At 66.6% G+C, this 22,024-nt stretch carries 18 protein-coding genes; 11 read left to right on the top strand and 7 right to left on the bottom strand.

The features are described from left to right. Positions 1 to 55 precede the first annotated feature (55 nt). Positions 56 to 2,047 carry a transketolase gene (gene tkt / locus NOM55_RS07935; RefSeq protein ID WP_255908152.1) on the bottom strand — a complete coding sequence of 664 codons (1,992 nt, stop codon included), beginning with the start codon at positions 2,045 to 2,047 and terminating at the stop codon, positions 56 to 58. Between the two features lie 276 nt (positions 2,048 to 2,323). On the opposite strand from tkt, the gene NOM55_RS07930 reads away from it, so the two are divergent. Beyond that, on the top strand, positions 2,324 to 3,052 hold the full coding sequence (locus NOM55_RS07930) for a BPSS1780 family membrane protein (RefSeq protein ID WP_255908151.1): 729 nt from the start codon (positions 2,324 to 2,326) through the stop codon (positions 3,050 to 3,052). A 50-nt stretch (positions 3,053 to 3,102) separates the two neighbouring features. Here NOM55_RS07930 and NOM55_RS07925 read toward each other — a convergent pair whose 3' ends face one another. Further along, on the bottom strand, positions 3,103 to 3,573 hold the full coding sequence (locus NOM55_RS07925; protein ID WP_047967737.1) for a GNAT family N-acetyltransferase: 471 nt from the start codon (positions 3,571 to 3,573) through the stop codon (positions 3,103 to 3,105). A 77-nt stretch (positions 3,574 to 3,650) separates the two neighbouring features. On the opposite strand from NOM55_RS07925, the gene parC reads away from it, so the two are divergent. Genes parC through NOM55_RS07910 form a run of 3 tightly spaced genes read left to right on the top strand, consistent with a single transcriptional unit; the run spans position 3,651 to position 8,873 of the window. Continuing rightward, on the top strand, positions 3,651 to 6,005 hold the full coding sequence (gene parC, locus NOM55_RS07920) for a DNA topoisomerase IV subunit A (protein ID WP_255908150.1): 2,355 nt from the start codon (positions 3,651 to 3,653) through the stop codon (positions 6,003 to 6,005). Positions 6,006 to 6,010: 5 nt separating this feature from the next. Beyond that, entirely contained in the window at positions 6,011 to 7,564 is a 1,554-nt protein-coding gene (locus NOM55_RS07915) for a PAS domain-containing sensor histidine kinase (RefSeq protein ID WP_255908149.1), read from the top strand. Next, entirely contained in the window at positions 7,530 to 8,873 is a 1,344-nt protein-coding gene (locus NOM55_RS07910; protein WP_255908148.1) for a sigma-54 dependent transcriptional regulator, read from the top strand. Before NOM55_RS07915 ends, NOM55_RS07910 begins: the two co-directional genes overlap by 35 nt. A gap of 102 nt (positions 8,874 to 8,975) precedes the next feature. On the opposite strand, the gene NOM55_RS07905 is transcribed toward NOM55_RS07910, so the two are convergent. Further along, positions 8,976 to 11,012 (bottom strand): methyl-accepting chemotaxis protein, encoded by a 2,037-nt coding sequence (locus NOM55_RS07905; RefSeq protein WP_255908147.1) that lies wholly within the window; start codon positions 11,010 to 11,012, stop codon positions 8,976 to 8,978. 169 nt (positions 11,013 to 11,181) lie between these two features. Continuing rightward, entirely contained in the window at positions 11,182 to 12,057 is an 876-nt protein-coding gene (locus NOM55_RS07900; RefSeq protein ID WP_255908146.1) for a LysR family transcriptional regulator, read from the bottom strand. 103 nt (positions 12,058 to 12,160) lie between these two features. Between NOM55_RS07900 and NOM55_RS07895 the strand changes: the two genes are divergently transcribed. Continuing rightward, entirely contained in the window at positions 12,161 to 13,099 is a 939-nt protein-coding gene (locus tag NOM55_RS07895) for a DMT family transporter (protein ID WP_255908145.1), read from the top strand. Beyond that, a complete protein-coding gene (locus NOM55_RS07890) occupies positions 13,087 to 13,290 on the top strand; it encodes a 2-hydroxymuconate tautomerase family protein (RefSeq protein ID WP_047967743.1) in 204 nt (67 codons plus the stop codon). Before NOM55_RS07895 ends, NOM55_RS07890 begins: the two co-directional genes overlap by 13 nt. A gap of 237 nt (positions 13,291 to 13,527) precedes the next feature. Here NOM55_RS07890 and NOM55_RS07885 read toward each other — a convergent pair whose 3' ends face one another. The 3 genes from NOM55_RS07885 to NOM55_RS07875 form a co-directional block, all read right to left on the bottom strand. Further along, positions 13,528 to 14,010, bottom strand: a complete 483-nt coding sequence (locus tag NOM55_RS07885) for a DUF1456 family protein (RefSeq protein WP_255908144.1) — start codon at positions 14,008 to 14,010, stop codon at positions 13,528 to 13,530. 40 nt (positions 14,011 to 14,050) lie between these two features. Next, positions 14,051 to 14,692: a pyridoxamine 5'-phosphate oxidase gene (gene pdxH / locus NOM55_RS07880; RefSeq protein ID WP_255908143.1), complete on the bottom strand. Its 642-nt coding sequence runs from the start codon at positions 14,690 to 14,692 to the stop codon at positions 14,051 to 14,053. Positions 14,693 to 14,926: 234 nt separating this feature from the next. Further along, entirely contained in the window at positions 14,927 to 15,811 is an 885-nt protein-coding gene (locus NOM55_RS07875) for a LysR substrate-binding domain-containing protein (protein WP_047967746.1), read from the bottom strand. A 110-nt stretch (positions 15,812 to 15,921) separates the two neighbouring features. Here NOM55_RS07875 and NOM55_RS07870 point away from each other — a divergent pair, with 110 nt between their 5' ends. The 5 genes from NOM55_RS07870 to NOM55_RS07850 all read left to right on the top strand — a co-directional run bounded on the left by NOM55_RS07870 (position 15,922) and on the right by NOM55_RS07850 (position 21,164). Further along, positions 15,922 to 17,043, top strand: coding sequence for an S-(hydroxymethyl)glutathione dehydrogenase/class III alcohol dehydrogenase (locus tag NOM55_RS07870; RefSeq protein ID WP_370687868.1), 1,122 nt, complete (start codon positions 15,922 to 15,924; stop codon positions 17,041 to 17,043). A 63-nt stretch (positions 17,044 to 17,106) separates the two neighbouring features. After that, positions 17,107 to 17,946 (top strand): S-formylglutathione hydrolase, encoded by an 840-nt coding sequence (fghA, locus tag NOM55_RS07865; protein ID WP_255908182.1) that lies wholly within the window; start codon positions 17,107 to 17,109, stop codon positions 17,944 to 17,946. 112 nt (positions 17,947 to 18,058) lie between these two features. After that, on the top strand, positions 18,059 to 19,312 hold the full coding sequence (gene hemA, locus NOM55_RS07860; protein ID WP_047967749.1) for a glutamyl-tRNA reductase: 1,254 nt from the start codon (positions 18,059 to 18,061) through the stop codon (positions 19,310 to 19,312). Further along, entirely contained in the window at positions 19,312 to 20,394 is a 1,083-nt protein-coding gene (prfA, locus tag NOM55_RS07855) for a peptide chain release factor 1 (RefSeq protein WP_047967750.1), read from the top strand. The genes hemA and prfA overlap by 1 nt, the downstream gene beginning before the upstream one ends. 323 nt (positions 20,395 to 20,717) lie before the next feature. Continuing rightward, entirely contained in the window at positions 20,718 to 21,164 is a 447-nt protein-coding gene (locus NOM55_RS07850; RefSeq protein WP_255908142.1) for a hypothetical protein, read from the top strand. Positions 21,165 to 22,024 lie beyond the last annotated feature (860 nt).

Here is a 22,024-nt window from a genome sequence, read left to right as displayed (position 1 = left end):
CTCTCCCAAGAAAATGTGAAACGGCCGTCCCTCTTAGCGGGGACGGCCTGGTGTGTTATGCGCGGATGACGTTCTTGGTAGTGGCGACGACATTTTCCACGGTAAAACCGAATTCCTTGAACAGCACGCCGGCCGGTGCGGATTCGCCGAAGTGGTCGATACCGATCACTTCGCCTTCCAGGCCGACATACTTGCGCCAGCCGTCGGTAACGCCGGCTTCGATGGCGATGCGCGGCACGCCGGCCGGCAGTACGCTGGCCTGGTAGGCCTTGTCCTGCTTGTCGAAGGCGTTGGTGCACGGCATTGACACCACGCGTACGGCGATGCCGTCGGCAGCCAGGATTTCCTGTGCCTTCAGTGCCAGCTCCACTTCCGAGCCGGTGGCGATCAGTACCGCCTGCGGGCTCACCGCATCGCGCAGCACGTAGCCGCCCTTCTTCACGCCGGCGATCTGCGTCGCGTCACGGCTGACGAAGGGCAGGTTCTGGCGGCTGAAGATCAGGCACGACGGATGGTCCTTGGCGGCCAGCGCGTCGGCCCACGCCACCATGGATTCCACGGTGTCGCACGGACGCCATACCGCCATGTTCGGGATCAGGCGCAGGGTGGCGATCTGTTCCACCGGCTGGTGGGTCGGGCCGTCTTCGCCCAGACCGATGGAGTCGTGGGTGAACACGAATACCGGGTTGATCTTCATCAGTGCCGCCATGCGCAGTGCATTGCGCGCGTATTCGCTGAACATCAGGAAGGTGGCGCCGAACGGCTTCACGCCGCCGTGCAGGGCCAGACCGTTCATGATCGCGGCCATGCCGAATTCGCGCACGCCGTAGTGGATGTAGTTGCCGCCGGCTTCGGCGGTGACGGCAACCGACCCCGGCCAGTTGGTCAGGTTGGACGGCGTCAGGTCGGCGGAGCCGCCCAGCAGTTCCGGCAGCACTTCGGCCAGCGCGGCGATGGCGTTCTGCGACGCCTTGCGGGTGGCGATGGTCTCGCCCTTGTCGTTGGCGGCGGCGATCTTGGCGGCGACGTGCGCGTCCCAGCCGGCCGGCAGCTCGCCGGCCATGCGGCGGGTGTACTCGGCGGCCAGTTCCGGATGCGCGGCGGCGTAGTCGGCGAACAGCTGGTTCCAGCCGGCTTCCAGCTCGCTACCCTTGGCGCGGTAGTTCCACGCGTCGTAGATGTCCTGCGGGATCACGAACGGCTCGTACGCCCACTTCAGGTTGGCGCGCGCGGCGGCGATTTCGGCGCTGCCCAGCGGGGCGCCGTGCACGTCGTGGCCGCCCTGCTTGTTCGGTGCGCCCTTGCCGATCACGGTCTTGCAGCAGATCAGCGTTGGCCGCGCGATTTCCTTCTTGGCGGTGGCGATGGCGATCTGCAGCTCTTCGGCGTCGTGGCCGTCGACGTGGCGGATCACCTGCCAGCCGTAGGCTTCGAAACGGGCCGGGGTGTCGTCGGTGAACCAGCCTTCGACGTCGCCGTCGATGGAGATGCCGTTGTCGTCGTAGAACGCGATCAGCTTGCCCAGGCCCCAGGTGCCGGCCAGCGCGCAGGCTTCGTGGCTGATGCCTTCCATCATGCAGCCGTCACCGAGGAAGGTGTAGGTGTGATGGTCGACAACCGGGAAACCGTCGCGGTTGAATTCGGCGGCGAGGATCTTCTCGGCCAGCGCCATGCCCACCGCGTTGCTGATGCCCTGGCCCAGCGGGCCGGTGGTGGTTTCCACGCCCGGTGCGTAGCCGTACTCCGGATGACCCGGAGTCTTGCTGTGCAGCTGGCGGAAATTCTTGAGATCGTCGATCGAAAGGTCGTAGCCCGAGAGATGCAGCAGGCTGTAGAGGAGCATGGAGCCGTGCCCGTTGGAGAGCACGAAGCGGTCGCGGTTGGACCAGTCTGGATTGACAGGGCTATGCTTCAGGTGATCGCGCCACAGTACTTCGGCGATATCCGCCATGCCCATCGGGGCGCCGGGGTGACCGGATTTGGCCTTTTCCACCGCGTCCATCGACAGGAAGCGCACGGCATTGGCAAGCTCGGTTCGGGAGACCATTCGGGAAGAACCTCAATTTGTAGGGAACCGGAACAACAGTGACGCCATCGCTTTTGCCGACGGGGTAACCGTTGCGAAATCATGGAATTATCGCTGAATTCGGCCTTTTCAGGCAAGGTTGGCCGCAGGCTGCGGCACGGCAAAGGGCGTGATTTTCGGCAGAAAGGTGGTGCCAGCAGGTATAACCATGCCAATGGTGAGTCATTTGCCGGGGCTTATGCCGCCACTGTGCACAGGCGGACGGCCATCACATCAACAACAGGGGAGTTGTCAGCCGTGGAGTCCGTATCCATTCCGGTGCCGCACAAGGTGCCGTTTCGCCAGGGTGCCACCTGGATCCAGCATGCGTTTTTCCTGGTGCGCGAACAGCCGCTGACCTGGCTGCTGTTTGCCGCGATGTACGGCATGATCCAGCTCACCGTGGCTGCGCTGCCGGTGGTCGGCCAGTTCCTGAGCATGGTGCTGGTGCCGGTGTTCGCCGGCGGCTTCGTGCTGGCGGCGGCCAAGGCGATGCGCGGCGAGCAGCTGCGTCCGCTGGACCTGTTCCTGATGCTGAAGCCGCACTGGCAGCGGCTGGTGATGCTGGGCATCGCCTACTTCGGCCTGCTGGTGCTGTTGCTGATGATGATGGCGGTGCTGCTGTTGCTGCTGTTCGGCGACACGCTGCAGACCGGGCAGGCGTTCGAGCGCTCGCCGGTGCTGATGCTGCTGATGACGCTGCTGATGGGCGGCAGCCTGTTCGTCGCGTCGCTGAGCTACTGGTTCGCGCCGGCGGAAATCGTGCTGCGCGACGGCGAGCCGCTGCCGGCGATGCGCTACAGCGCGCGCGCCGGCATGGCGAACTGGGGCGCGATGCTGTACTGCGGCCTGATCCTGGCGGTGCTGTTCGGGCTGGCGCTGCTGCCGTTCGGCCTTGGCCTGCTGCTGTGGCTGCCGGTGATGTTCGTCACCGTGTTCATGGCCTGGCACGATGTCTGCGGCGAGGGCATGCCGCGCCACCGCTAGACGGTCGCGGTTGCGGCCAACCTTTGCGCCGGCGGCCGTGCCGCGCCCTGTCAGGCGCAGGCGTTGTGGCGGCGCATGTCCAGGTGCAGGATGCCGCCGTCGTCGTAGGGCTCGGACAGCACCACGAAGCCGAGACCCTCGTAGAAGCGCTGCAGCGAGGCCTGCGCCGACAGCATGATGGCGCGCCCCGGATACAGCTGCTCGCAGTGGTGGATCGCCTGCTGCACCAGCTGCCGCCCCAGCCCGCCGCCACGGCGGTAGGGCGCGATCACCACCCGGCCGATGGCCACCGCGTCCGGATACTTGACGCCCGGCGCCAGCAGCCGGGCGTAGGCCACCAGCTGCTCGCTGCCGTCGCGGCCGCTGAGATGCCAGCAGCGCTGGTCGAGACCGTCCAGGTCGCCGTAGATCGACTGCTGCTCCACCACGAACACCTGATCGCGCAGCTGCAGCACCTCGTACAGCTGCTGCACGCTGAAATCGCCAAAACCGTGGCAGTGCCACTTCACTTGACTTGCCATAGTACAATTTGCCCCATTGCCAGTTTTGTGACCCACACCATAGCACGATGTGCTGACTGCACGCCGTACGGACCCTTATGAATCACGACGATCTGTTTGCCGGCACGCTGCCCGACGCCAGCGTGCCCCCTGCCCCGCCCGCGCCGCCGGCGGCCGATCTGGTCGACGACGACGGCCAGCTGGCGCTCGACCTGTACGCCGAGCGCGCCTATCTCGAATACGCGATGAGCGTGGTCAAGGGCCGCGCGCTGCCGGAGGTGGCCGACGGCCAGAAGCCGGTGCAGCGCCGCATCCTGTACGCGATGCGCGACATGGGCCTGGTGCACGGCGCCAAGCCGGTGAAATCGGCGCGCGTGGTCGGCGAAATCCTCGGTAAATACCATCCGCACGGCGACAGCTCCGCCTACGAGGCGCTGGTGCGCATGGCGCAGGACTTCACCCTGCGCTACCCGCTGATCGACGGCCAGGGCAACTTCGGCTCGCGCGACGGCGACGGCGCCGCGGCGATGCGTTACACCGAGGCGCGGCTGACCCCGATCGCCGAGCTGCTGCTGGGCGAGATCGACATGGGCACCGTGGACTTCGTGCCCAACTACGACGGCGCCTTCGAGGAGCCGGCGTTGCTGCCGGCGCGCCTGCCGATGATGCTGCTCAACGGCGCCTCCGGCATCGCGGTGGGCATGGCCACCGAGATCCCGCCGCACAACCTGAAGGAAGTCGCTTCCGCCGCGCTGGCGCTACTGGCCGATCCGGACATGAGCACCGCCGAGCTGATGCAGCACGTGCCGGGGCCGGATTTCCCCGGCGGCGGCCAGATCATCACCGCCCACGACGACATCCTCGCCGCCTATGAGGTTGGCCGCGGCAGCGTGCGCGTGCGCGCCAAGTGGGAAGTGGAAAAGCTGGCGCGCGGCCAGTGGCGCATCATCGTCAGCCAGCTGCCGCCCGGCTCCAGCGCGCAGAAGGTGCTGGCCGAGATCGAGGAAGCCACCAACCCGAAGCTGAAATCCGGCAAGAAGGCACTGACCCAGGAACAGCAGAACCTGAAGAGCCTGATGCTGTCGCTGCTCGACCGCGTGCGCGACGAGTCCGACAGCGAGCAGCCGGTGCGGCTGGTGTTCGAGCCGAAATCCAGCCGCCAGGACCCGGACGAGTTCATCAACATCCTGTTGGCGCAGACCAGCCTGGAAGGCAACGCCTCGATGAACCTGGTGATGATCGGCCTGGACGGCCGTCCGGCGCAGAAGGGGCTGAAAGCCATCCTCGCCGAGTGGCTGTCCTTCCGCCAGCACACCATCACCCGCCGCCTCAACTATCGTCTCGGCCAGGTCGACAAGCGCATCCACATTCTCGAAGGGCGCATGATCGCCTTCATCCACATCGATGAAGTGATCCGCGTGATCCGCGAATCGGACGAGCCGAAGCCGGACCTGATCAAGGCCTTCGGCCTGTCCGAGGCACAGGCCGAAGACATCCTCGAGATCCGCCTGCGCCAGCTGGCGCGGCTGGAAGGCTTCAAGCTGGAGAAGGAGCTGGCCGACTTGCGCAAGGAGCGCGACAACCTGCGCCACCTGCTGTCCAGCGAGGCGGCGCTGCGCGGGCTGATGGCCGAGGAAATCCGCAGCGATGCGGTGAAATACGGCGACGCGCGCCGCAGCGAGATCAAGGTCGCCGAGCGCGCGGTGCTGACGCAGACCACCGCCGACGAGCCGGTGACGGTGATCCTGTCGCAGAAGGGCTGGATCCGCGCCCGCGTCGGCCACAACGTCGACCTGTCGGCGCTGACCTTCAAGGACGGCGACGGCCTGCACACCGTGGTGGAGACGCGCACGGTGTGGTCGCTGATCGTGCTCGACAGCCGCGGCCGCGCCTACACCATCGACCCCGCCGACGTGCCGACCGGGCGCGGCGACGGCGTGCCGGTGGCGTCCCTGGTCGAGCTGCAGGACGGCGCCAAGCCGGCGCAGCTGTTGTCCGCGCCGGACGCCACCCGCTACGTGGTGGCCGGCAGCGGCGGCTACGGCTTCATCGCCAAGCTTGGCGACATGAGCGGCCGCGTCAAGGCCGGCAAGGCCTTCCTGACGCTGGACGCCGGCGAGACGGTGCTCGCGCCGGTGCGCATTGCGGCCAACCTTGACGGCCTGCGCCTGGTGGCCGCCAGCGACGGCGGCCGTGCGCTGGCGTTCCCGGCCGGCGAGCTGAAGGAGCTGGCCAAGGGCCGCGGCCTGATGCTGATGTCGCTGGCCGCGGGCGAGGCGCTGACCGCCATCGGGCTGGTGGCCGGTGACAAGGCGCTGCTGTCCACGGTGTCGGTGCGCGGCAAGAGCGCGGACGAGAAGCTGGCGCTGGCCGAGTTCGACGGCAAGCGCGGCGCCAAGGGCAAGCTGCTGCCGAAGAAATGGACGGTCGGCGCCATCCGCCAGCCGGACTGAACGCGATGACGCCGCCGCCCGCCGCGCTGTTGTCGACCCGCAAGGCGCTGCGCTTTTTCAACCTGTTCCGCATCGCGCTGGTGGCGGTGCTGCTGCTGATGACGCAGTGGGTGCTGCCGGCGCAGGCGCTGGATCACGCTGCGCTGTGGCTGTGGGCGCTGGCCTACGCCGCGCTGGTAGTGGCCGGGGCGGTGGTCGGCCGCCTGGCGTTGCCGCTGTCATGGCTGCTGACGGCGACGCTGGCCGCCGACATCGTGCTGATCAGCAGTTTTACCCATCTCTACGGCGGCGTGAAAAGCGGCTTCGGCATGCTGCTGCTACCCTTCCTGGCGGTGGCCGGCATGCTGGTCAGCGGCCGGCTGGCGCTGTTCTACGCCGCGCTGGCCACCTTCAGCCTGTTCGCCAGCGTGGCGCTGAACGCCTGGCACGACGGGCTGGACAGCAACCAGCTGCTGCAGGCGGCGCTGCTGGCGATCGCCGGCTTCGTCACCAGCGCCACCACCTGGCTGCTGTCGCGCAAGGCGCGGCAGTCGGAGCTGCTGGCGGCGCTGCGCGGCAGCCAGCTGGCCAGCCTCAACCGCGTCAATGCGCTGGCGCTGCAGGCGCTGCGCGAGGCGGTGCTGGTGCTGGACGCGCAGGGCGTGCTGCGCCAGTTCAACGCCACCGCCAGCCGCCTGCTCGGCGAACTGCAGCGCGACCGGCTGCAGCCGGTGCTGCAACCGCTGATCCGGCGCTGGCACCTGCAGGGCATGCCGCTGCAGGAACAGGAAATCGACCTGGTGCTGCGCGGCCAGCAGCTGATCGGGCGCATGGTGCCGCTGGCGGAGGACGACAGCCTGCTGCTGGTGGTGTTCCTGCAGCCGGCGGAACAGCTGGCCGCCGAGGCGCAGCAGCTGAAGCTGGCGGCGCTGGGGCGGCTGACCGCCAATATCGCGCACGAGATCCGCAACCCGCTGGCGGCGATCAGCCACGCCGCCGAGCTGCTGGGCGAGGAGGCGGTGGCGCCGGTGACGCAGCGGCTGAGCTGCATGGTGCGCGACAACTGCGCGCGCATCGAGCATCTGGTGGCCGAGGTGCTGCAGCTGGGCCGCCGCGACCGCGTGCACGGCGAGGTGTTCCTGCTGCGCCCGTTTGTCGACGAACTGATCGCCAGCTTCCTGCTGGCGCACCCGGAATACCACGGTCGCCTCGGCTGGCAGGTGGAGGCCACGGTGGCGGTGCGCTTCGACCGCAGCCACCTGCAGCGCATCCTCACCAATCTGCTGGCCAATGCCTGCCGCCACGGCAGCGCGCAGCCGGGCGCGGTGCAGCTGGTGGCCACCGCGCAGCGGCTGACGGTGCTGGACGACGGCCCTGGCCTGTCCGAGGCGGCGCAGGGCCGCCTGTTCGAACCCTTCTTCACCACCGAAAGCAGCGGCACCGGCCTCGGCCTGTACATCGCGCGCGAGCTGGCGCAGGCCAATGGCGCGCAGCTGTCCTACCAGCCGCCCGGCGGCTGCTTTCAACTGACCTTCCCGGAAAGCCATGACCCCGACCACTTCCTGCGTACTGATCGTTGACGACGAGCCGGACCTGCGCGAGCTGCTGCAGCTGACCCTGCTCAAGATGGGGCTGCAGGTGCTGGCGGCGGCCAACGTCGCCGACGCCTGTCGCCTGCTGGCGCGCGAGCGCTGCGACCTGGTGCTCACCGACATGCGGCTGCCGGACGGCGAAGGGCTGCAGGTGGTGCAGTACATCCAGCAACAGCAGCTGGACATCCCGGTGGCGGTGATCACCGCCTACGGCAGCACCGAGAACGCGGTGGCGGCGATGAAGGCCGGCGCCTTCGACTACCTGGCCAAGCCGCTGAGCCTGGCCGCGCTGCGCGCGCTGGTGAAGTCGGCGCTGGCGGTGCGCGAGCCGGTCGCCACGGCCGCCGGCGGCAGCGAACCACGGCTGCTGGGCGGCGCGGCGGCGATCTGCGACGTGCGCGCGATGATAGACAAGCTGGCGCGCACGCAGGCGGCGGTGCACATCAGCGGCGAGTCCGGCACCGGCAAGGAGCAGGCGGCGCGGCAGATCCACGAGCAGAGCGCGCGCGCAAGCCAACCCTTTGTCGCGGTGAACTGCGGTGCGATCCCGGAAGCGCTGATGGAAAGCGAGTTCTTCGGCTACCGCAAGGGCGCCTTCACCGGCGCCGATGCCGACCGCGACGGTTTCTTCCAGCTCGCCCACGGCGGCACGCTGTTCCTAGACGAGGTCGCCGACCTGCCGCTGGCGATGCAGGTCAAGCTCTTGCGCGCGATCCAGGAAAAAAAGGTGCGCCGGCTGGGCGCGGCGCAGGAAGAGGCGGTCGACGTGCGCCTGCTCAGCGCCACCCACCACGATCTGGTGCAGCTGGTGGAGCAGGGCCGCTTCCGCCAGGACCTGTACTACCGCCTCAACGTGATCGGGCTGGCGATGCCGCCGCTGCGCGAGCTGCGCGACGACCTGCCGCAGTTCGTCACCCGCCTGCTGCAGCGTTTCAGCGCCGGCAGCGCGCTGCCGCAGCTGGATGACGCCGCGCTGCAGGCGCTGCTGGCCTACCACTATCCCGGCAACTTCCGCGAGCTGGAGAACATCCTGGAGCGGGCGGTGGCGCTGGCCAGCGACGGCTGCATTTGCGCCGGCGACCTGCAACTGGGCGCCAGCGGCGCGGAGGCGGCGCTGCCCGGCGCGCAGCCGCAGGACGGCGGCGAGACGCTGCAGGACTACCTCGACCGCGTCGAGCGCGCCGCCATCGACAAGGCGCTGCAGGCCAGCGACGGCAACCGCACCCAGGCGGCGCGGCTGCTCGGCGTCAGCTTCCGTTCGCTGCGCTACCGGCTGGAGCGGCTGGGCATGAAGTGAGCGCCGGCGCCGCAGTGTTGCGGCCAACGTTGGCCGCATGAAAAAGGCGTTACCGCTGCGGTAACGCCTTTTTGCTGCCTTGTTGCTGTCGTGCGCGGCGGCTTACACGTGGAAGCGTGCCACCGACTGCCGCAGTTGCTGCGCCATCGCCGTCATCTCGCAGGCGGCCAGCGAGGCGTCGTGCGCCTTCTGGTGGTTCTGGTCGGCCTGCTGCGCCACCCGCTCCACGTTGTGGGCGATGTCGAAGCTGGCGGTGCTCTGCTCGCGCAGCGCGTCGGAGATGCCGGCCACCGCCAGCTCCACCTGCTTGGCGCCGTCGCGGATGCTCTGCAGGCTGGCGCCGGCCTCGCCGGCCGATTTCACCCCCGCCTCCACCTGCAGCACGCCGCTGCTCATGCTGTCCACCGCCTCGCGCGCCTCGCTCTGGATGCGGCCAACGGTGTCGCTGATTTCCAGCGTCGACTGCGTGGTGCGCTCCGCCAGCTTGCGCACCTCGTCGGCGACCACGGCAAAGCCGCGGCCCATCTCGCCGGCGCGCGCCGCCTCGATCGCCGCGTTCAGCGCCAGCAGGTTGGTCTGCTCGGCGATGTCGCGGATCACCGTCACCACGCGGCTGATCTGCTCCGAACGCTCGCCCAGCTGGGTGACGGTGGCGGCGGTGCTGCCCGACGCCGCCGCGATCTCGCGCATGGTCTGCACCGTGCGGCTGACGGTGGCCTCGCCGCTGCGCGATACCTCGTCCGACTGCACCGCCAGTTCGCGTGCGCTGCCGGCGTGCTGGTTGACCTGCTGGATGCTCTGCGTCATTTCCTCGACGCAGGCGGCCATCGCCGACACCGCCGCGCTCTGCTCGCGCGAGCTGCCGGACACGTCGTCGGACAGCGCCGCCAGGTTGTGCGCGTTGTGCGCCAGGCTGTCCACGCTCTGGTTCACCTCGCTGATCAGCTGGCGCAGCGCCTGGCACATGTGGTTGCTGGCGGCCAGCACCTCGCCGATCTCGTCGCGGCGGCTGCTGTCGATGCGCACCGTCAGGTCGCCGGAGGCGACGCGGCGCGAGATGTCCACCAGCTGCGCCAGCGGGCGGCTGACCCAGTAGCGCATGGAAAAGTACACCAGGATCACCAGCAGCAGCGTCACCAGCAGCGTGCCGAGCAGCATCTTCAGCTGCATCTCGTGCGGCTCGCGCACCAGCTCGTCCTGGTAGGCGCCGGTGGCCACCAGCCAGCCCCAGCGCTCATAGGTGAGGAAGGTGGCCAGCTTGCGGCGCGGCTCGCTGGCGCCCGGGTCCAGCCACAGGTAGCTGCTCTGCCCGTTTTTCTGCGCCAGCATGGTCTTGATGAAGGGGTTGCCGTCGGCGTCGGTCTTGTCCAGCAGGTTCTTGCCGGCCGCCGACGGGTGGATCAGCAGCTCGCCGGGGCGCTGTCGGGCGTCCACCACGTACACGTAGCCGCTGTCGCCGATCTTCAGCGACAGGATCTTCTGCTTCAGCGCCTGCAGCCCGTCGCTGTAGTCGATGCCGGCGAACATGGCGCCGACCACCGCGCCGCTGCCATCCTTCAGCGGCAGGTAGTGGGTCATGTAGTCGCGGCCGAACAGGTTGGCGGTGCCGGTGTAGGGCTGGCCGCTGCGCAGCTGCGCGTAGGCGGGGTGGTCGTGGTCCAGGCGGGTGGAGACGGCGCGGGTGCCGTCCTCCTTCTTCAGCGACGAGGCGACGCGCACGAAGTCGTCACCCTCGCGCACGAACAGCGTCGCCACGCCGCGGGTGGCGGTGCTGAAGCGGTCGACCAGGGCGTCGTTGCCGTTGAGCAGCAGCTCGCCGCCGTACAGCGCCGGGGTGTTGACGCCGCTGACGCTGACCGGGGCACTGCTGTCGCTGCGCAGCGGCTGCGGCAGGCTGGCCGCCAGCTGTGCCGCGCTGGTCCGGGCATTGTTTTCCAGCACGCTGGCGTAGGCGTCGATGGTGTCTACCACCTGCTGGTTGGTCTGGCTCATGGCGGCGACCGAGCGCTGCTCCATGCGCTCGCCCAGCCAGCTGCTGAGGACGATCCCGGCGATGCCGAGAACCACGAAAAGGGCGATGCTCAGCAACAGGCTGAGCTTTTGGGCCAGAGACAATCCGGCGAGTTGCAGACGGGGCATGGCGACATCCGGTGGTGGTGGGTGGTTGTTGTCATAAAAAAGCCTTGTTATGGCAACAATGGGCCGGATGCTAGCCGTGGTGTGACGATGACATGTTGATTTTTGTCAACTGCGACTGCTTATCCTTTTGATTGGAAAGATTTTTCTCAAACGTGCGCCGCACTGCGCATCAGGCTGCGCTTTCGCCGACGATGGTGGCACAAGCTGCCAACAAGGCGGCAAAGGCGTCCACCGCGGCATGGCGCTGCTGGCGGCGGCGGATCAGCACGGTGTCGGCGATGGCGATATCGTCCGGCAGCGCGTGGCAGGTCACGCTGTCGCCGGCCGGCATGCAGGCCAGCAACGCCTGCGGCACCAGCGCCAGCCCCATGCCGCTGGCGGCGCAGCTGATCATCGCGTGGTAGGAATCCAGCTCCACGATGCGGTCCACCGCGCAGCCGCTATGACGCAGCCACAGCTCCAGCCGCTGGCGGTAGGCGCAGCCGCTGTCGAAGGCCAGCAGCGTGTGCGGCCGGTCGTCCAGCAGCGGCGGCCGCCCGCGCGCGCCGATCAGCAGCAGCGTCTCGCGGCAGAACGGCTGGCTTTCCAGCCGCGCGTCTTCCACCGGGCCGCACACCAGGGCGCAATCGAGGCTGCCGGCCAGCACCTCGGCGATCAGCCGCGCGGTGGCGCCGGTGCGCAGCTCCAGCTGCACCGCCGGATAGCGCTGGTGGAAGTCGGCCAGCAGCGGCGGCAGCCGCACCGCGGCGGTGTTTTCCATCGCCCCCAGCCGCAGCTGGCCTTGCGGCGCGTTGCTGATCACCGCGTCGCGCGCCTCCTGCGCCAGCCCCAGCAGCTGGCCGGCGTAATCCTGCAGGATGCGCGCCGCCGGCGTCGGCTGCAGGCGACGGCCCTCGCGCTGGAACAGGGGCACGCCGAGGTCGTCTTCCAGCTGGCGGATGCGGGTGGTGATGTTGGACTGCACGCGGTTCAGACGGCGCGCGGCGGCGGTGATGCCGCCTTCCTGCAGCACCGCCTGGAAAATGGCAAGGTCACCGAGATCCATGATCGTTCTCTCTATGAGATGATTTTGATCATGTTAATTCATTTTTCAGGATGAACGCGCTGCGGCATAGTGGGCGCCTGATTGTCGTTGCCGAAAGCCTGCCATGCCCCCTGCCGTCCCGCGTCGTGGTTACCTCTACATTCTGGCCTGCGTGCTGCTGTGGAGCAGCTTCATGCTGATCGCCCGCCTCGGCGGCAAGACGCCGCTGACGCCGTTTGATGTGCTGGCGCTGCGGCTGGCCACCGCCAGCGCGGTGCTGTGCTGGCTGCCGAAGCCGCCGGCCGCCGCGTGGCGAGACGGCTGGATGTGGGGGCTGGCGCTGATCGGCTGCGTCGCCTTCTGCCTGCTGTGCTACGGTGCGGTGCGCTGGGTGCCGGCGGCGCACCTGGCGCTGCTGGTGGCCGGGCTGCAGCCGTTTTTGCTCGCCCTGCTGCTGCTGTTGTGGCGGCAAGGTTGGCCGCAACGCGCGACGTGGCCGGGCTACGCGCTGATGGCGCTGGGCTTGCTGTTGCTGGCGTGGCCGCTGTTTGCCGGCCAGGCAGCGCCGGGGCAGTGGCTGGGTGACGGCATGCTGCTCTTGGCCGGCGTGCTGTGGGCGCTGTACGCGCTGCTGGCCAAGCGGCGGCCGTATGATGCGTGGCAGATGACCAGTTTTGTCACGCTGGCGTCGGCGCTGCTGTACCTGCCGGTCTACCTGCTGTGGCTGCCCAAGGGGCTGGCGCAGACGGCGTGGCCGGTGATCGCCGGCCAGGCGCTGTTCCACGGCATCAGCCCGGCGATTGTCGCCATGCTGTGCTACCTGCGCGCGGTGGCGTTGCTGGGGCCGTCGCGGGTGGCGGCGCTGATGGCGCTGATCCCGGTGGTGGCCGGGGTGGCGGCGGTGCCGCTCTTGCACGAGCCGCTGACGCCGGCGCTGGCCGGGGCGTTGTTGAGTGTGTCGCTGGGCGCGTGGTGGGTGGCGCGTCCGGCATTGCCTGTGGCGAGCGGCCGCGACCGCGGCTTGCGGCCAACCCTTACCGAGGAGAAACCATGCCGTACGTGAATATCAAGATTACCCGCGAGGGCGCCACGCCGGAGCAGAAGGCGGAACTGATCGCCGGCGTCACCGGCCTGCTGCGCGACGTGCTGGGCAAGAACCCGGCCACCACCGTGGTGGTGATCGACGAGGTCGATACCGACAACTGGGGCATAGGCGGCGAGAGCGTTACCGTGCGCCGCGCCCGCGGCAGCTGACCGCCGGCGCCGGCTGAACGACACTGCGGCCAACCTTGCCCAAGGTTGGCCGCAGTGTTTTTGCTGCCGGTCTGCGTGTCTGGCGGCGGGTGGCTTAGAACCTGTTCAAAGTCTCGCGAGCTAGAGCGAGACAAGGCGAAAACGACTGAGGAAGCGGAGTTTACGTGGGGTAAATGAGCATTCCGAAGGCGTTTTCAACGCGGTATCGCCGAAGCGCAGCAGACCTTGAACAGGTTCTTACGCCTTGTCCGGTGCCGGGCTGTCCGGGCGTTCGCGCAGCGCCAGACCCTTCAGCAGGTAGCGCAGGAACTGGTCGCCGCAGGGGCGGAAGTGCTTGTGGTCGGCCTTGCGGAACAGCGCGCTGATCTCGCTGCTGGACACCTTGAAGTCGCTGCGCGCCATCAGCGCCTCGATGTCTTCCTGTTTCAGGTCGAAGGCGATGCGCAGCTTCTTCAGGATCTCGTTGTTGTTGAGGCGCAAGAGCGGCGCCGGTGCCGGTGCGCCGTCGCGGCGGCCGCGGCGTTCGATGATCAGCCCGTCGAGAAAGGCGCCGAGCAGCTCGTCGCTGCACTGGCGGAACGCCGGGTCGTCGTCCTTCTTCAGCAGCGGCGCGAAGTCGTCGTCGGCCAGCGGCTCGACGTGACGCAGGATCGCCAGCATGCGGTTGTCGGGGCAATCGATGATGAAGCGCACGCTGCGCAGGATGTCGTTATTGATCATGGGATGTCTTCAGGGTTGGCCGCAGGCGGCCAATGTCGGGTTAGGGGGCGAGGCGCTGGCGCAGCCAGCTGCTGTCGGCTTGCAGGGTGTACAGCACGCGGTCGTGCAGGCGGCTGGGGCGGCCCTGCCAGAACTCGACACGGTCCGGCACCACCGCGTAGCCACCCCAGTGCGGCGGGCGCGGCACCGACAGCGGGTGCTTGAGGCCGAAGCCGGCGGCGCGGCTGACCAGCACCGTCTTGCTGTCGATCACGCTGCTCTGCTCGCTGGCCCAGGCGCCGATGCGGCTGGTGTACGGCCGGCTGGCGAAGTAGGCGTCGGACACCTCCGGCGCCACCCGCGCCACGCGGCCCTCGATGCGCACCTGCCGTTCCAGCTCCGGCCAGAAGAAGGTGAGCGCGAGGTAGGGATTGGCGTCCAGCTGGCGGCCCTTGCGGCTGAGGTAGTTGGTATAGAACACCAGTTGCCCGTGTTCCACCCCTTTCAGCAGCACGATGCGCGCCGATGGCCGGCCGTGTTCGTCGACACTGGCGACGTGCATCGCGGTCGGCTCGTTGACTTCGGCGGCGATGGCCTCGTGCAGCCACTGTTCGAACTGGGCAACGGCGTCCGGCAGGCAGTCGTCGGGCGAGAGTTCATGCTGGCTGTATTCCAGGCGGATGTCGGCGAGATTGAGCGCCATGGCTGGCTCCTGAATGAATGACGGCAGTGGCCGCAAGGCGGCAAGGTTGGCCGCCATGATACCGCAGGCCGTTGCCGCGATGGGCGGCGCCGCTTGGAACCTGCTCACGATCTGCTGCGCTTCGTGAAACGTTACGAGGTGAGTACGGCTGCGGCATGCTTGTTTATATCCGGATAAACGCCGCAGCCGTTGTCGCCTTGTCTCGCGTGAGCGCGCGAGATCGTGAACACGTTCTTACGGCAGCTGCCGCTGCGGCAGCTCGCAAGCGAGGAAATCGACCAGCATGCGCACCTTGGGCGACAGCTGGCGGTTGTGCGGGTACAGCGCCCAGATGCCCTCGTCCGGCTCCTGGTAGGCGCCCAGCAGCGCCACCAGCGCGCCGCTTTGCAGGTGGCGCGCCACGTAGTAGTCCGGCAGCTGCACGATGCCGACCTGCTGCAGCGCGGCGTGCACCAGCGCGTGGCCGCTGTTGCAGCGCAGGCTGCCGCGCACGCGCAGCAGGCGGCGGCGTCCCTGCTCCTGCACGTGCCACACCTCGTTGCTGCCGAGCAGGCAGTTGTGCTGCTCCAACTCCGACAGGCTGTTGGGGATGCCGTGGCGCGCCAGGTAGCCGGGGGCGGCGCAGATGAACTGCCGCCGCGACGCCAGCCGCCGCGCCATCAGCGAGGAGTCGGCGAGGTGGCCGATACGGATCGCCAGGTCGTAGCCGTCGTGCACCAGGTCCAGCAGCTGGTTGCTGAGATTGAGGTTGATCTCCAGCGCCGGGTACTGCTGGCCGAAGGCGGTGATCAGCGGTGCGATGTGGCTCTCGCCGTAGGCCAGCGGCGCGGTCAGCTTCAGCGTGCCCTGCGGCACCGCCAGATGCTGCGACACCGCGCGCTCGGCGTCGGCCAGCGAATCCAGCAGCTGGCGGCAGTGCTGCAGGTACAGCTGGCCGGTCTCGGTCAGCGTCACGTGGCGGGTGGTGCGGTACAACAGCTGCGCGCCCAGTCGCGTCTCCAGTCGCGTCACCTGGCGGCTGACCTGCGCCACCGACAGCGACAGTGCCAGCGCGGCGCGGGTAAAGCTGCCCTGCTCGGCCACGCTGACGAACTCGCACACCCCTTCCCATGCCAGCATTGTTGCTCCTCGTAAAAAATCATTTACCGATAGTGGCGATTATCGGTGAAAAAAGCGGTAATACAATGCCGCTTTAGTCTGTCGCACTCAAGGAGCACGTCGTGAGCGAGATCATCCAATGCAAGGCCGCGGTGGCCTGGGCCGCCGGCCAGCCACTGTCCATCGAAGACATCGAAGTGATGCCGCCGCAAGCCGGCGAGGTGCGCGTGCGCATCGTCGCCAGCGGCGTGTGCCACACCGACGCCTTCACCCTGTCCGGCGAAGATCCGGAAGGCATCTTCCCCTGCATCCTCGGCCACGAGGGTGGCGGCATCGTGGAATCGGTCGGTGAAGGCGTCACCAGCGTCGCCGTCGGCGACCACGTGATCCCGCTGTACACGCCGGAATGCGGCGAGTGCAAGTTCTGCAAGTCGGGCAAGACCAACCTGTGCCAGAAGATCCGCGCCACCCAGGGCAAGGGCCTGATGCCTGACGGCACCACCCGTTTCCGCAGCAAGGACGGCCAGCCGATCTACCACTACATGGGCACCTCCACCTTCTCCGAGTACACCGTGCTGCCGGAGATCTCGCTGGCCAAGGTGAACCCGGCGGCGCCGCTGGAAGAAGTGTGCCTGCTCGGCTGCGGCGTCACCACCGGCATGGGCGCGGTGGTCAACACCGCCAAGGTCAAGGCCGGTGACAGTGTCGCCATCTTCGGCCTCGGCGGCATCGGCCTGTCGGCCATCATCGGCGCGCGCATGGCCGGCGCCGGCCGCATCATCGGCATCGACATCAACGAGAGCAAGTTCGAGCTGGCGAAGAAGCTGGGCGCCACCGACGTGATCAACCCGAAAAACTTCGACAAGCCGATCCAGGACGTGATCGTGGAAATGACCGACGGCGGCGTGGATTTCTCCTTCGAGTGCATCGGCAACGTCAACGTGATGCGTTCGGCGCTGGAGTGCTGCCACAAGGGCTGGGGCGAATCGGTGATCATCGGCGTCGCCGGTGCCGGCCAGGAAATCAGCACCCGTCCGTTCCAGCTGGTCACCGGCCGCGTGTGGCGCGGTTCGGCCTTCGGCGGCGTGCGTGGCCGCTCCGAGCTGCCGGACTACGTCGAGCGTTATCTGAAAGGCGAATTCCGCCTCGACGACTTCATCACCCACACCATGCCACTGCAGGACATCAACACCGCCTTCGAGCTGATGCACGAAGGCAAGAGCATCCGCTCGGTGATCCACTACGGCCAGTAAACCACCGGGGGCTGCGGCCAAGGTTGGCCGCAGCCGCCACCGGGAGAGACACGACAGATGAACCTGGAAATGATCAGCAGCAGCAAGAGCTTCGGCGGCTGGCACAAGCAGTACCGCCACGATTCGGCGGTGCTGGGCTGCCGCATGCGCTTTGCCGTCTACCTGCCGCCGCAGGCCGCCAGCGGCCAGCCGGTGCCGGTGCTGTACTGGCTGTCGGGGCTGACCTGCACCGACGAGAACTTCATGCAGAAGGCCGGCGCGCTGCGCGTCGCCGCCGAGCTGGGCATCGCCATCGTGGCGCCGGATACCAGTCCGCGCGGTGACGACGTCGCCGACGACGCCGGCTACGACCTCGGCCAGGGCGCCGGCTTCTATGTCAACGCCAGCGAGGCGCCGTGGATGCGCCACTACCGCATGTACGACTACGTCAGCCAGGAGCTGCCGGCGCTGATCGCCGCGCACTTCCCGGTCAGCGGCCGTCGCGCCATCGCCGGCCATTCCATGGGTGGCCACGGCGCGTTGGTGTGCGCGCTGAAGCGGCCGCAGGACTACGTGTCGGTATCGGCGTTCAGCCCGATCACCAACCCGCTCAACGCGCCGTGGGGGCAGAAGGCGTTCAGCGCCTACCTCGGCGATAACCGCGCCGCGTGGCAGGAATGGGACGCCAGCGTGCTGATGGCCGCCGCCGCTGCCGACGCGCAGTTGCCGTGCCGGGTCGACATTGGCCTCGCCGACGGTTTCCTCGCCGAGCAGCTGCAGCCGGAAGCGCTGGAACGCGCCGCCGCCGCCAGCGGCTACCCGCTGCAACTGCACCGCCACGACGGCTACGACCACAGCTACTACTTCATCGCCAGCTTCATCGAGGCGCAGCTGCGCTTCCACGCCGGCCACCTGTTCGCCTGATGCAGGTCAAGCGCATTCCTGCAGCCGGGCTGGCCGCCACGCGGCCAGCCCCTCGGGCGGCAGGTTTTGGGCTAGAATAGCCCGTTTCCCACTGCGGCTTTTCCTTGCACTCATGCACCTGGTTGCCTTTGGACTGAACCACCACACCGCCCCGCTGGCGATACGCGAACGGCTGGCCTTCCCTGCAGAAACCCTGCCGGGCGCCCTGGCGCAGCTGGTGGATTCGCAGGCCGCGCGCGAGGCGACCATCGTCTCCACTTGTAACCGCACCGAGCTGTACTGCGCCACGCAGCAGCCGGACGCGGCACTGGCGTGGCTGGCCAACTACCACGGCCTGAGCCTGGACGAAGTGCGGCCCTACCTGTACCAGCTCGACGCCGCCGAAGCGGCACGCCACGCCTTCCGCGTCGCCTCCGGGCTGGATTCCATGGTGCTGGGCGAAACGCAGATCCTGGGCCAGATCAAGGACGCGGTGCGCACCGCCGAACGCGCCGGCACGCTGGGCAGCCTGCTCAACGGCCTGTTCCAGAAAACCTTTGCCGTGGCCAAGGACGTGCGCAGCCAGACCGCGGTCGGCGCCAGCTCGGTGTCGATGGCCGCCGCCGGCGTGCGCCTCACCGAGCAGATCTTCGCCTCGGTCGGCGAGCTGAAGGTGCTGTTCATCGGCGCCGGCGAGATGATCGAACTGGTCGCCACCCACTACGCCGCGCGCAACCCGGCCTGTATCACCGTCGCCAACCGCACGCTGGAGCGTGGCCAGGCACTGGCGGCGCAATTCGGCGGCAACGCCATCACCCTCGCCGAGCTGCCCGATCACCTGCACCACTACGACGTGGTGGTCAGCTCCACCGCCAGTCAGCTGCCCATCATCGGCAAGGGTATGGTCGAGCGCGCCATCAAGGCCCGCCGCCACCGCCCGATCTTCATGCTCGACCTCGCCGTACCGCGCGATATCGAGGCCGAAGTCGGCGAGCTGTCCGACGTCTACCTCTACACCGTCGACGACATCGCCGGCATCGTCGAAGTCGGCCAGCAGGCGCGCAGCCAGGCGGCGGAAGAAGCCGAAACCATCATCGCCCACCGCGTCGGCGAATTCACCGACTGGCTCAAGCGCCGCGAAAGCGTGCCGCTGATCCGAGCGCTGCGCGACGAAGCGGAGCGCACCCGCCGCAACGCGCTGGAGGCCGCCATGAAGCAGCTGGCCAAAGGCGCGCCGCCGGAAAAAGTGCTGGAAGTCCTGTCGGTACAACTGACCAACAAACTGATGCATCCGCCGACGCAGGCGCTGTCTTCCGGCAGCGGCGCGGCGCACGACGCACAGGTGGCGCTGATCGCCAGCCTGTATCGTTTGCACCCGGAGTCGTAATGAAACCCTCGATTGCCGCGAAACTGGCCCAGCTCGATGACCGGCTGGAAGAAGTCACGCAACTGCTGATGTCCGAACAGGCCACCGCCAACATGGACACCTTCCGCAAGCTCACCCGCGAACACGCCGAACTGACCCCGGTGGTCGAGGCGTTCAACGCCTACCGCCAGTGCGAAGCCGACATCGCCACCGCCAGCGAACTGCTGGACGACCCGGACATGAAGGAATTCGCGCAGGAAGAAATCGGCGACGCCAAAAACCGGCTCGCCGCGCTGGATGTCGAGCTGCAGAAACTGCTGCTGCCGAAAGACCCCAACGACGACAAGAACATCTTTCTTGAAATCCGCGCCGGCACCGGCGGCGACGAAGCGGCGCTGTTCGCCGCCGACCTGTTGCGCATGTACACCCGCTTTGCCGAACGCAACCGCTGGCAGGCCGAGATCGTCTCCGCCAGCGAATCCGACCTCGGCGGCTACAAGGAAGTCATCGTGCGCCTGGTCGGCCAGGGCGCCTACTCCAAGCTGAAATTCGAATCCGGCGGCCACCGCGTGCAGCGCGTGCCGGCCACCGAAACCCAGGGCCGCATCCACACCTCCGCCTGCACCGTGGCGGTGATGGCCGAGGCCGACGAGATCGCCGAAGTGGTGCTCAACCCGGCTGACCTGCGCATCGACACCTATCGTGCCAGCGGCGCCGGCGGCCAGCACATCAACAAGACCGACTCCGCGGTGCGGATCACCCACCTGCCGACCGGCATCGTCGCCGAATGCCAGGACGGCCGCTCGCAGCACGCCAACAAGGCCAGCGCGATGCAGGTGCTGGCGGCGCGCATCTACGACATCCAGCTGCGCGAGAAGAACCAGAAGGAAGCGGCCGAGCGCAAGAGCCTGATCGGCTCCGGCGACCGCTCCGAACGCATCCGCACCTACAACTACCCGCAGGGGCGCATCACCGACCACCGCATCAACCTCACCCTGTACAAGCTGGACCAGGCGATGGACGGCGACCTGTACGAACTGACCGACGCGCTGGTGGCCGAGCGCCAGGCGGAGCTGCTGGCGCAGTTGTCGGAGGGGAGTTGAGATCGTGAGTTAGCGGCCGAGGTTGGCCGCAAGAGGCAACAGGAAAGGGCAAGCCAGTGGCTTGCCCTTTTGTCATGGCGAGCAACGAAATGCCTTTGGAATATTTTGGATCATAAGTTAGACTTAGCATCATGTAATCAGAATGGTAGAAGCATTAGGTTGAACAAAATGAACCTGGGACCGAATCAGCAGGAGATCATCCATATCCATTTGCATGAATTGAAACATATATATTTCATATATAAAAAGCTCGAAGTGACGTTAGTTAAATGAGCTAAAGAGCCGATTGACAGTTTTTTAGTTATTAAATGCAGAGGTGCTTAATGGAAGTCTTAAAATTTGGATTAAGTATTTTCTTTGGCTTGCCTTATGCGTATTATTATTTTTTTTGTGGATTAATTGTTACTAGAGTTGCTTTTGGATGTTTTTTTCCTAGGCTGCAAGAAGTGAAAATTTATCGGAGAATATTGATTTTTTCTGCTGGTTTGCTTGTGGTTGGACTTTTGTTTGCATTTGGTTATTATTTTTATTTTGAGTATGAATATTATAAATTTGATCTCAATGGAGACGGATTTGTTGATGAGCTTGAGTATTTGAATGTGCCAAAATGGGGAAGAGAGTCGAGTGGCGCAATATTTTTGAGCTTGTGGATGTTGTTTGGCACTTGGATTCTGCCGATTATTGGTTTTGTTGTTGAAATAACATCCTCGATTTTTATTTTTATAATTAATAGATTATTCTTTCTTGGAAAACAGGGTAGGTTGGGCTGAGCTTGCGAAGCTCAACATTTACCATAATTGAATGACCAAGGTTGGCCGCAAGCTGTAGGAGGTTTGCGGCCAACCTTGTTTTGAGGGTCTGTATCCGCTGCGCGGATGCTTATTTGTCTTGCCGCTTCCGCGCGGCGGACGGGAAAGGGGGATACCGCATCCCCCTTTTCAATCCCCGCTCTTCCCGGAGGCACAAGCATTCCCGTGACAACTGCCGCCATCCCGGCGCCGCCCATACGCTGCGCTCAAAAGAGGGCGGCTTATTCCCGGGCTGGCACCAGTTGTCACGGCTTGCACCAACGGGAACGGGTGCGTCGGTTCGATGCTGGCTACCGGTTCAGTACGGTAGGTTGGGTTGAGCTTGCGAAGCCCAACGTTTACCGCGATTGAATGACCAAGGTTGGCCGCAAGCCGTAGAAGGTTTGCGGCCAACCTTGTTTGGGTCTGCTGAATCCCCGCTCTTCCCGAAGGCGCAAGAATCCCCGTGACAACTACCGCCATCCCGGTGCCGCCCATACGCTGCGCTCAAAAAAGGGCGGCTTGTTCCCGGGCTGGCGGCCGTTGTCACGGCTTGCGCCAACGGGAACGGGTGCGCCGGTTCGGTGCTGGCTAACGGCTCGGTGGCTTGACCGGTGGTGGTTTTGCTTGCGACTAATGTTGGCTACTGCGTGTTAGGCGTAGGGTGTCGTCAGCCGGCTTGCCGGGCGACGCACCGCTGACGCTCAAAGGTTGGCCGCAGGCCGTAACGGGCTTGCGGCCAACCTTGTTTTTACTTTCGTGCCTTTTCGCGGGTGTCGTGGTCAAAGCCGCTTTTGCCCTTGTCCGTGTCTTTCCGTGTGCTTCCGTGGCCCAAAATCCAG

This window comes from Vogesella sp. AC12, from assembly GCF_024437575.1.
GTDB classification, from domain to species: Bacteria; Pseudomonadota; Gammaproteobacteria; order Burkholderiales; family Chromobacteriaceae; genus Vogesella; species Vogesella indigofera.
Note: the sequence above shows the minus strand (reverse complement) of the source record. Positions and strands in the feature narration are given on the sequence as shown.

Coding starts and splice junctions, on each gene's coding strand:
- tkt (WP_255908152.1), bottom strand. CDS start 2,047: ATGGTCTCCCGAACCGAGCTTGCCAATGCCGTGCGCTTCCTGTCGATG.
- prfA (WP_047967750.1), top strand. CDS start 19,312: ATGAAACCCTCGATTGCCGCGAAACTGGCCCAGCTCGATGACCGGCTG.
- parC (WP_255908150.1), top strand. CDS start 3,651: ATGAATCACGACGATCTGTTTGCCGGCACGCTGCCCGACGCCAGCGTG.
- NOM55_RS07875 (WP_047967746.1), bottom strand. CDS start 15,811: ATGCTGGCATGGGAAGGGGTGTGCGAGTTCGTCAGCGTGGCCGAGCAG.
- pdxH (WP_255908143.1), bottom strand. CDS start 14,692: ATGGCGCTCAATCTCGCCGACATCCGCCTGGAATACAGCCAGCATGAA.
- NOM55_RS07915 (WP_255908149.1), top strand. CDS start 6,011: ATGACGCCGCCGCCCGCCGCGCTGTTGTCGACCCGCAAGGCGCTGCGC.
- NOM55_RS07905 (WP_255908147.1), bottom strand. CDS start 11,012: ATGCCCCGTCTGCAACTCGCCGGATTGTCTCTGGCCCAAAAGCTCAGC.
- NOM55_RS07850 (WP_255908142.1), top strand. CDS start 20,718: ATGGAAGTCTTAAAATTTGGATTAAGTATTTTCTTTGGCTTGCCTTAT.
- NOM55_RS07925 (WP_047967737.1), bottom strand. CDS start 3,573: ATGGCAAGTCAAGTGAAGTGGCACTGCCACGGTTTTGGCGATTTCAGC.
- NOM55_RS07885 (WP_255908144.1), bottom strand. CDS start 14,010: ATGATCAATAACGACATCCTGCGCAGCGTGCGCTTCATCATCGATTGC.
- NOM55_RS07890 (WP_047967743.1), top strand. CDS start 13,087: ATGCCGTACGTGAATATCAAGATTACCCGCGAGGGCGCCACGCCGGAG.
- NOM55_RS07900 (WP_255908146.1), bottom strand. CDS start 12,057: ATGGATCTCGGTGACCTTGCCATTTTCCAGGCGGTGCTGCAGGAAGGC.
- NOM55_RS07895 (WP_255908145.1), top strand. CDS start 12,161: ATGCCCCCTGCCGTCCCGCGTCGTGGTTACCTCTACATTCTGGCCTGC.
- hemA (WP_047967749.1), top strand. CDS start 18,059: ATGCACCTGGTTGCCTTTGGACTGAACCACCACACCGCCCCGCTGGCG.
- NOM55_RS07910 (WP_255908148.1), top strand. CDS start 7,530: ATGACCCCGACCACTTCCTGCGTACTGATCGTTGACGACGAGCCGGAC.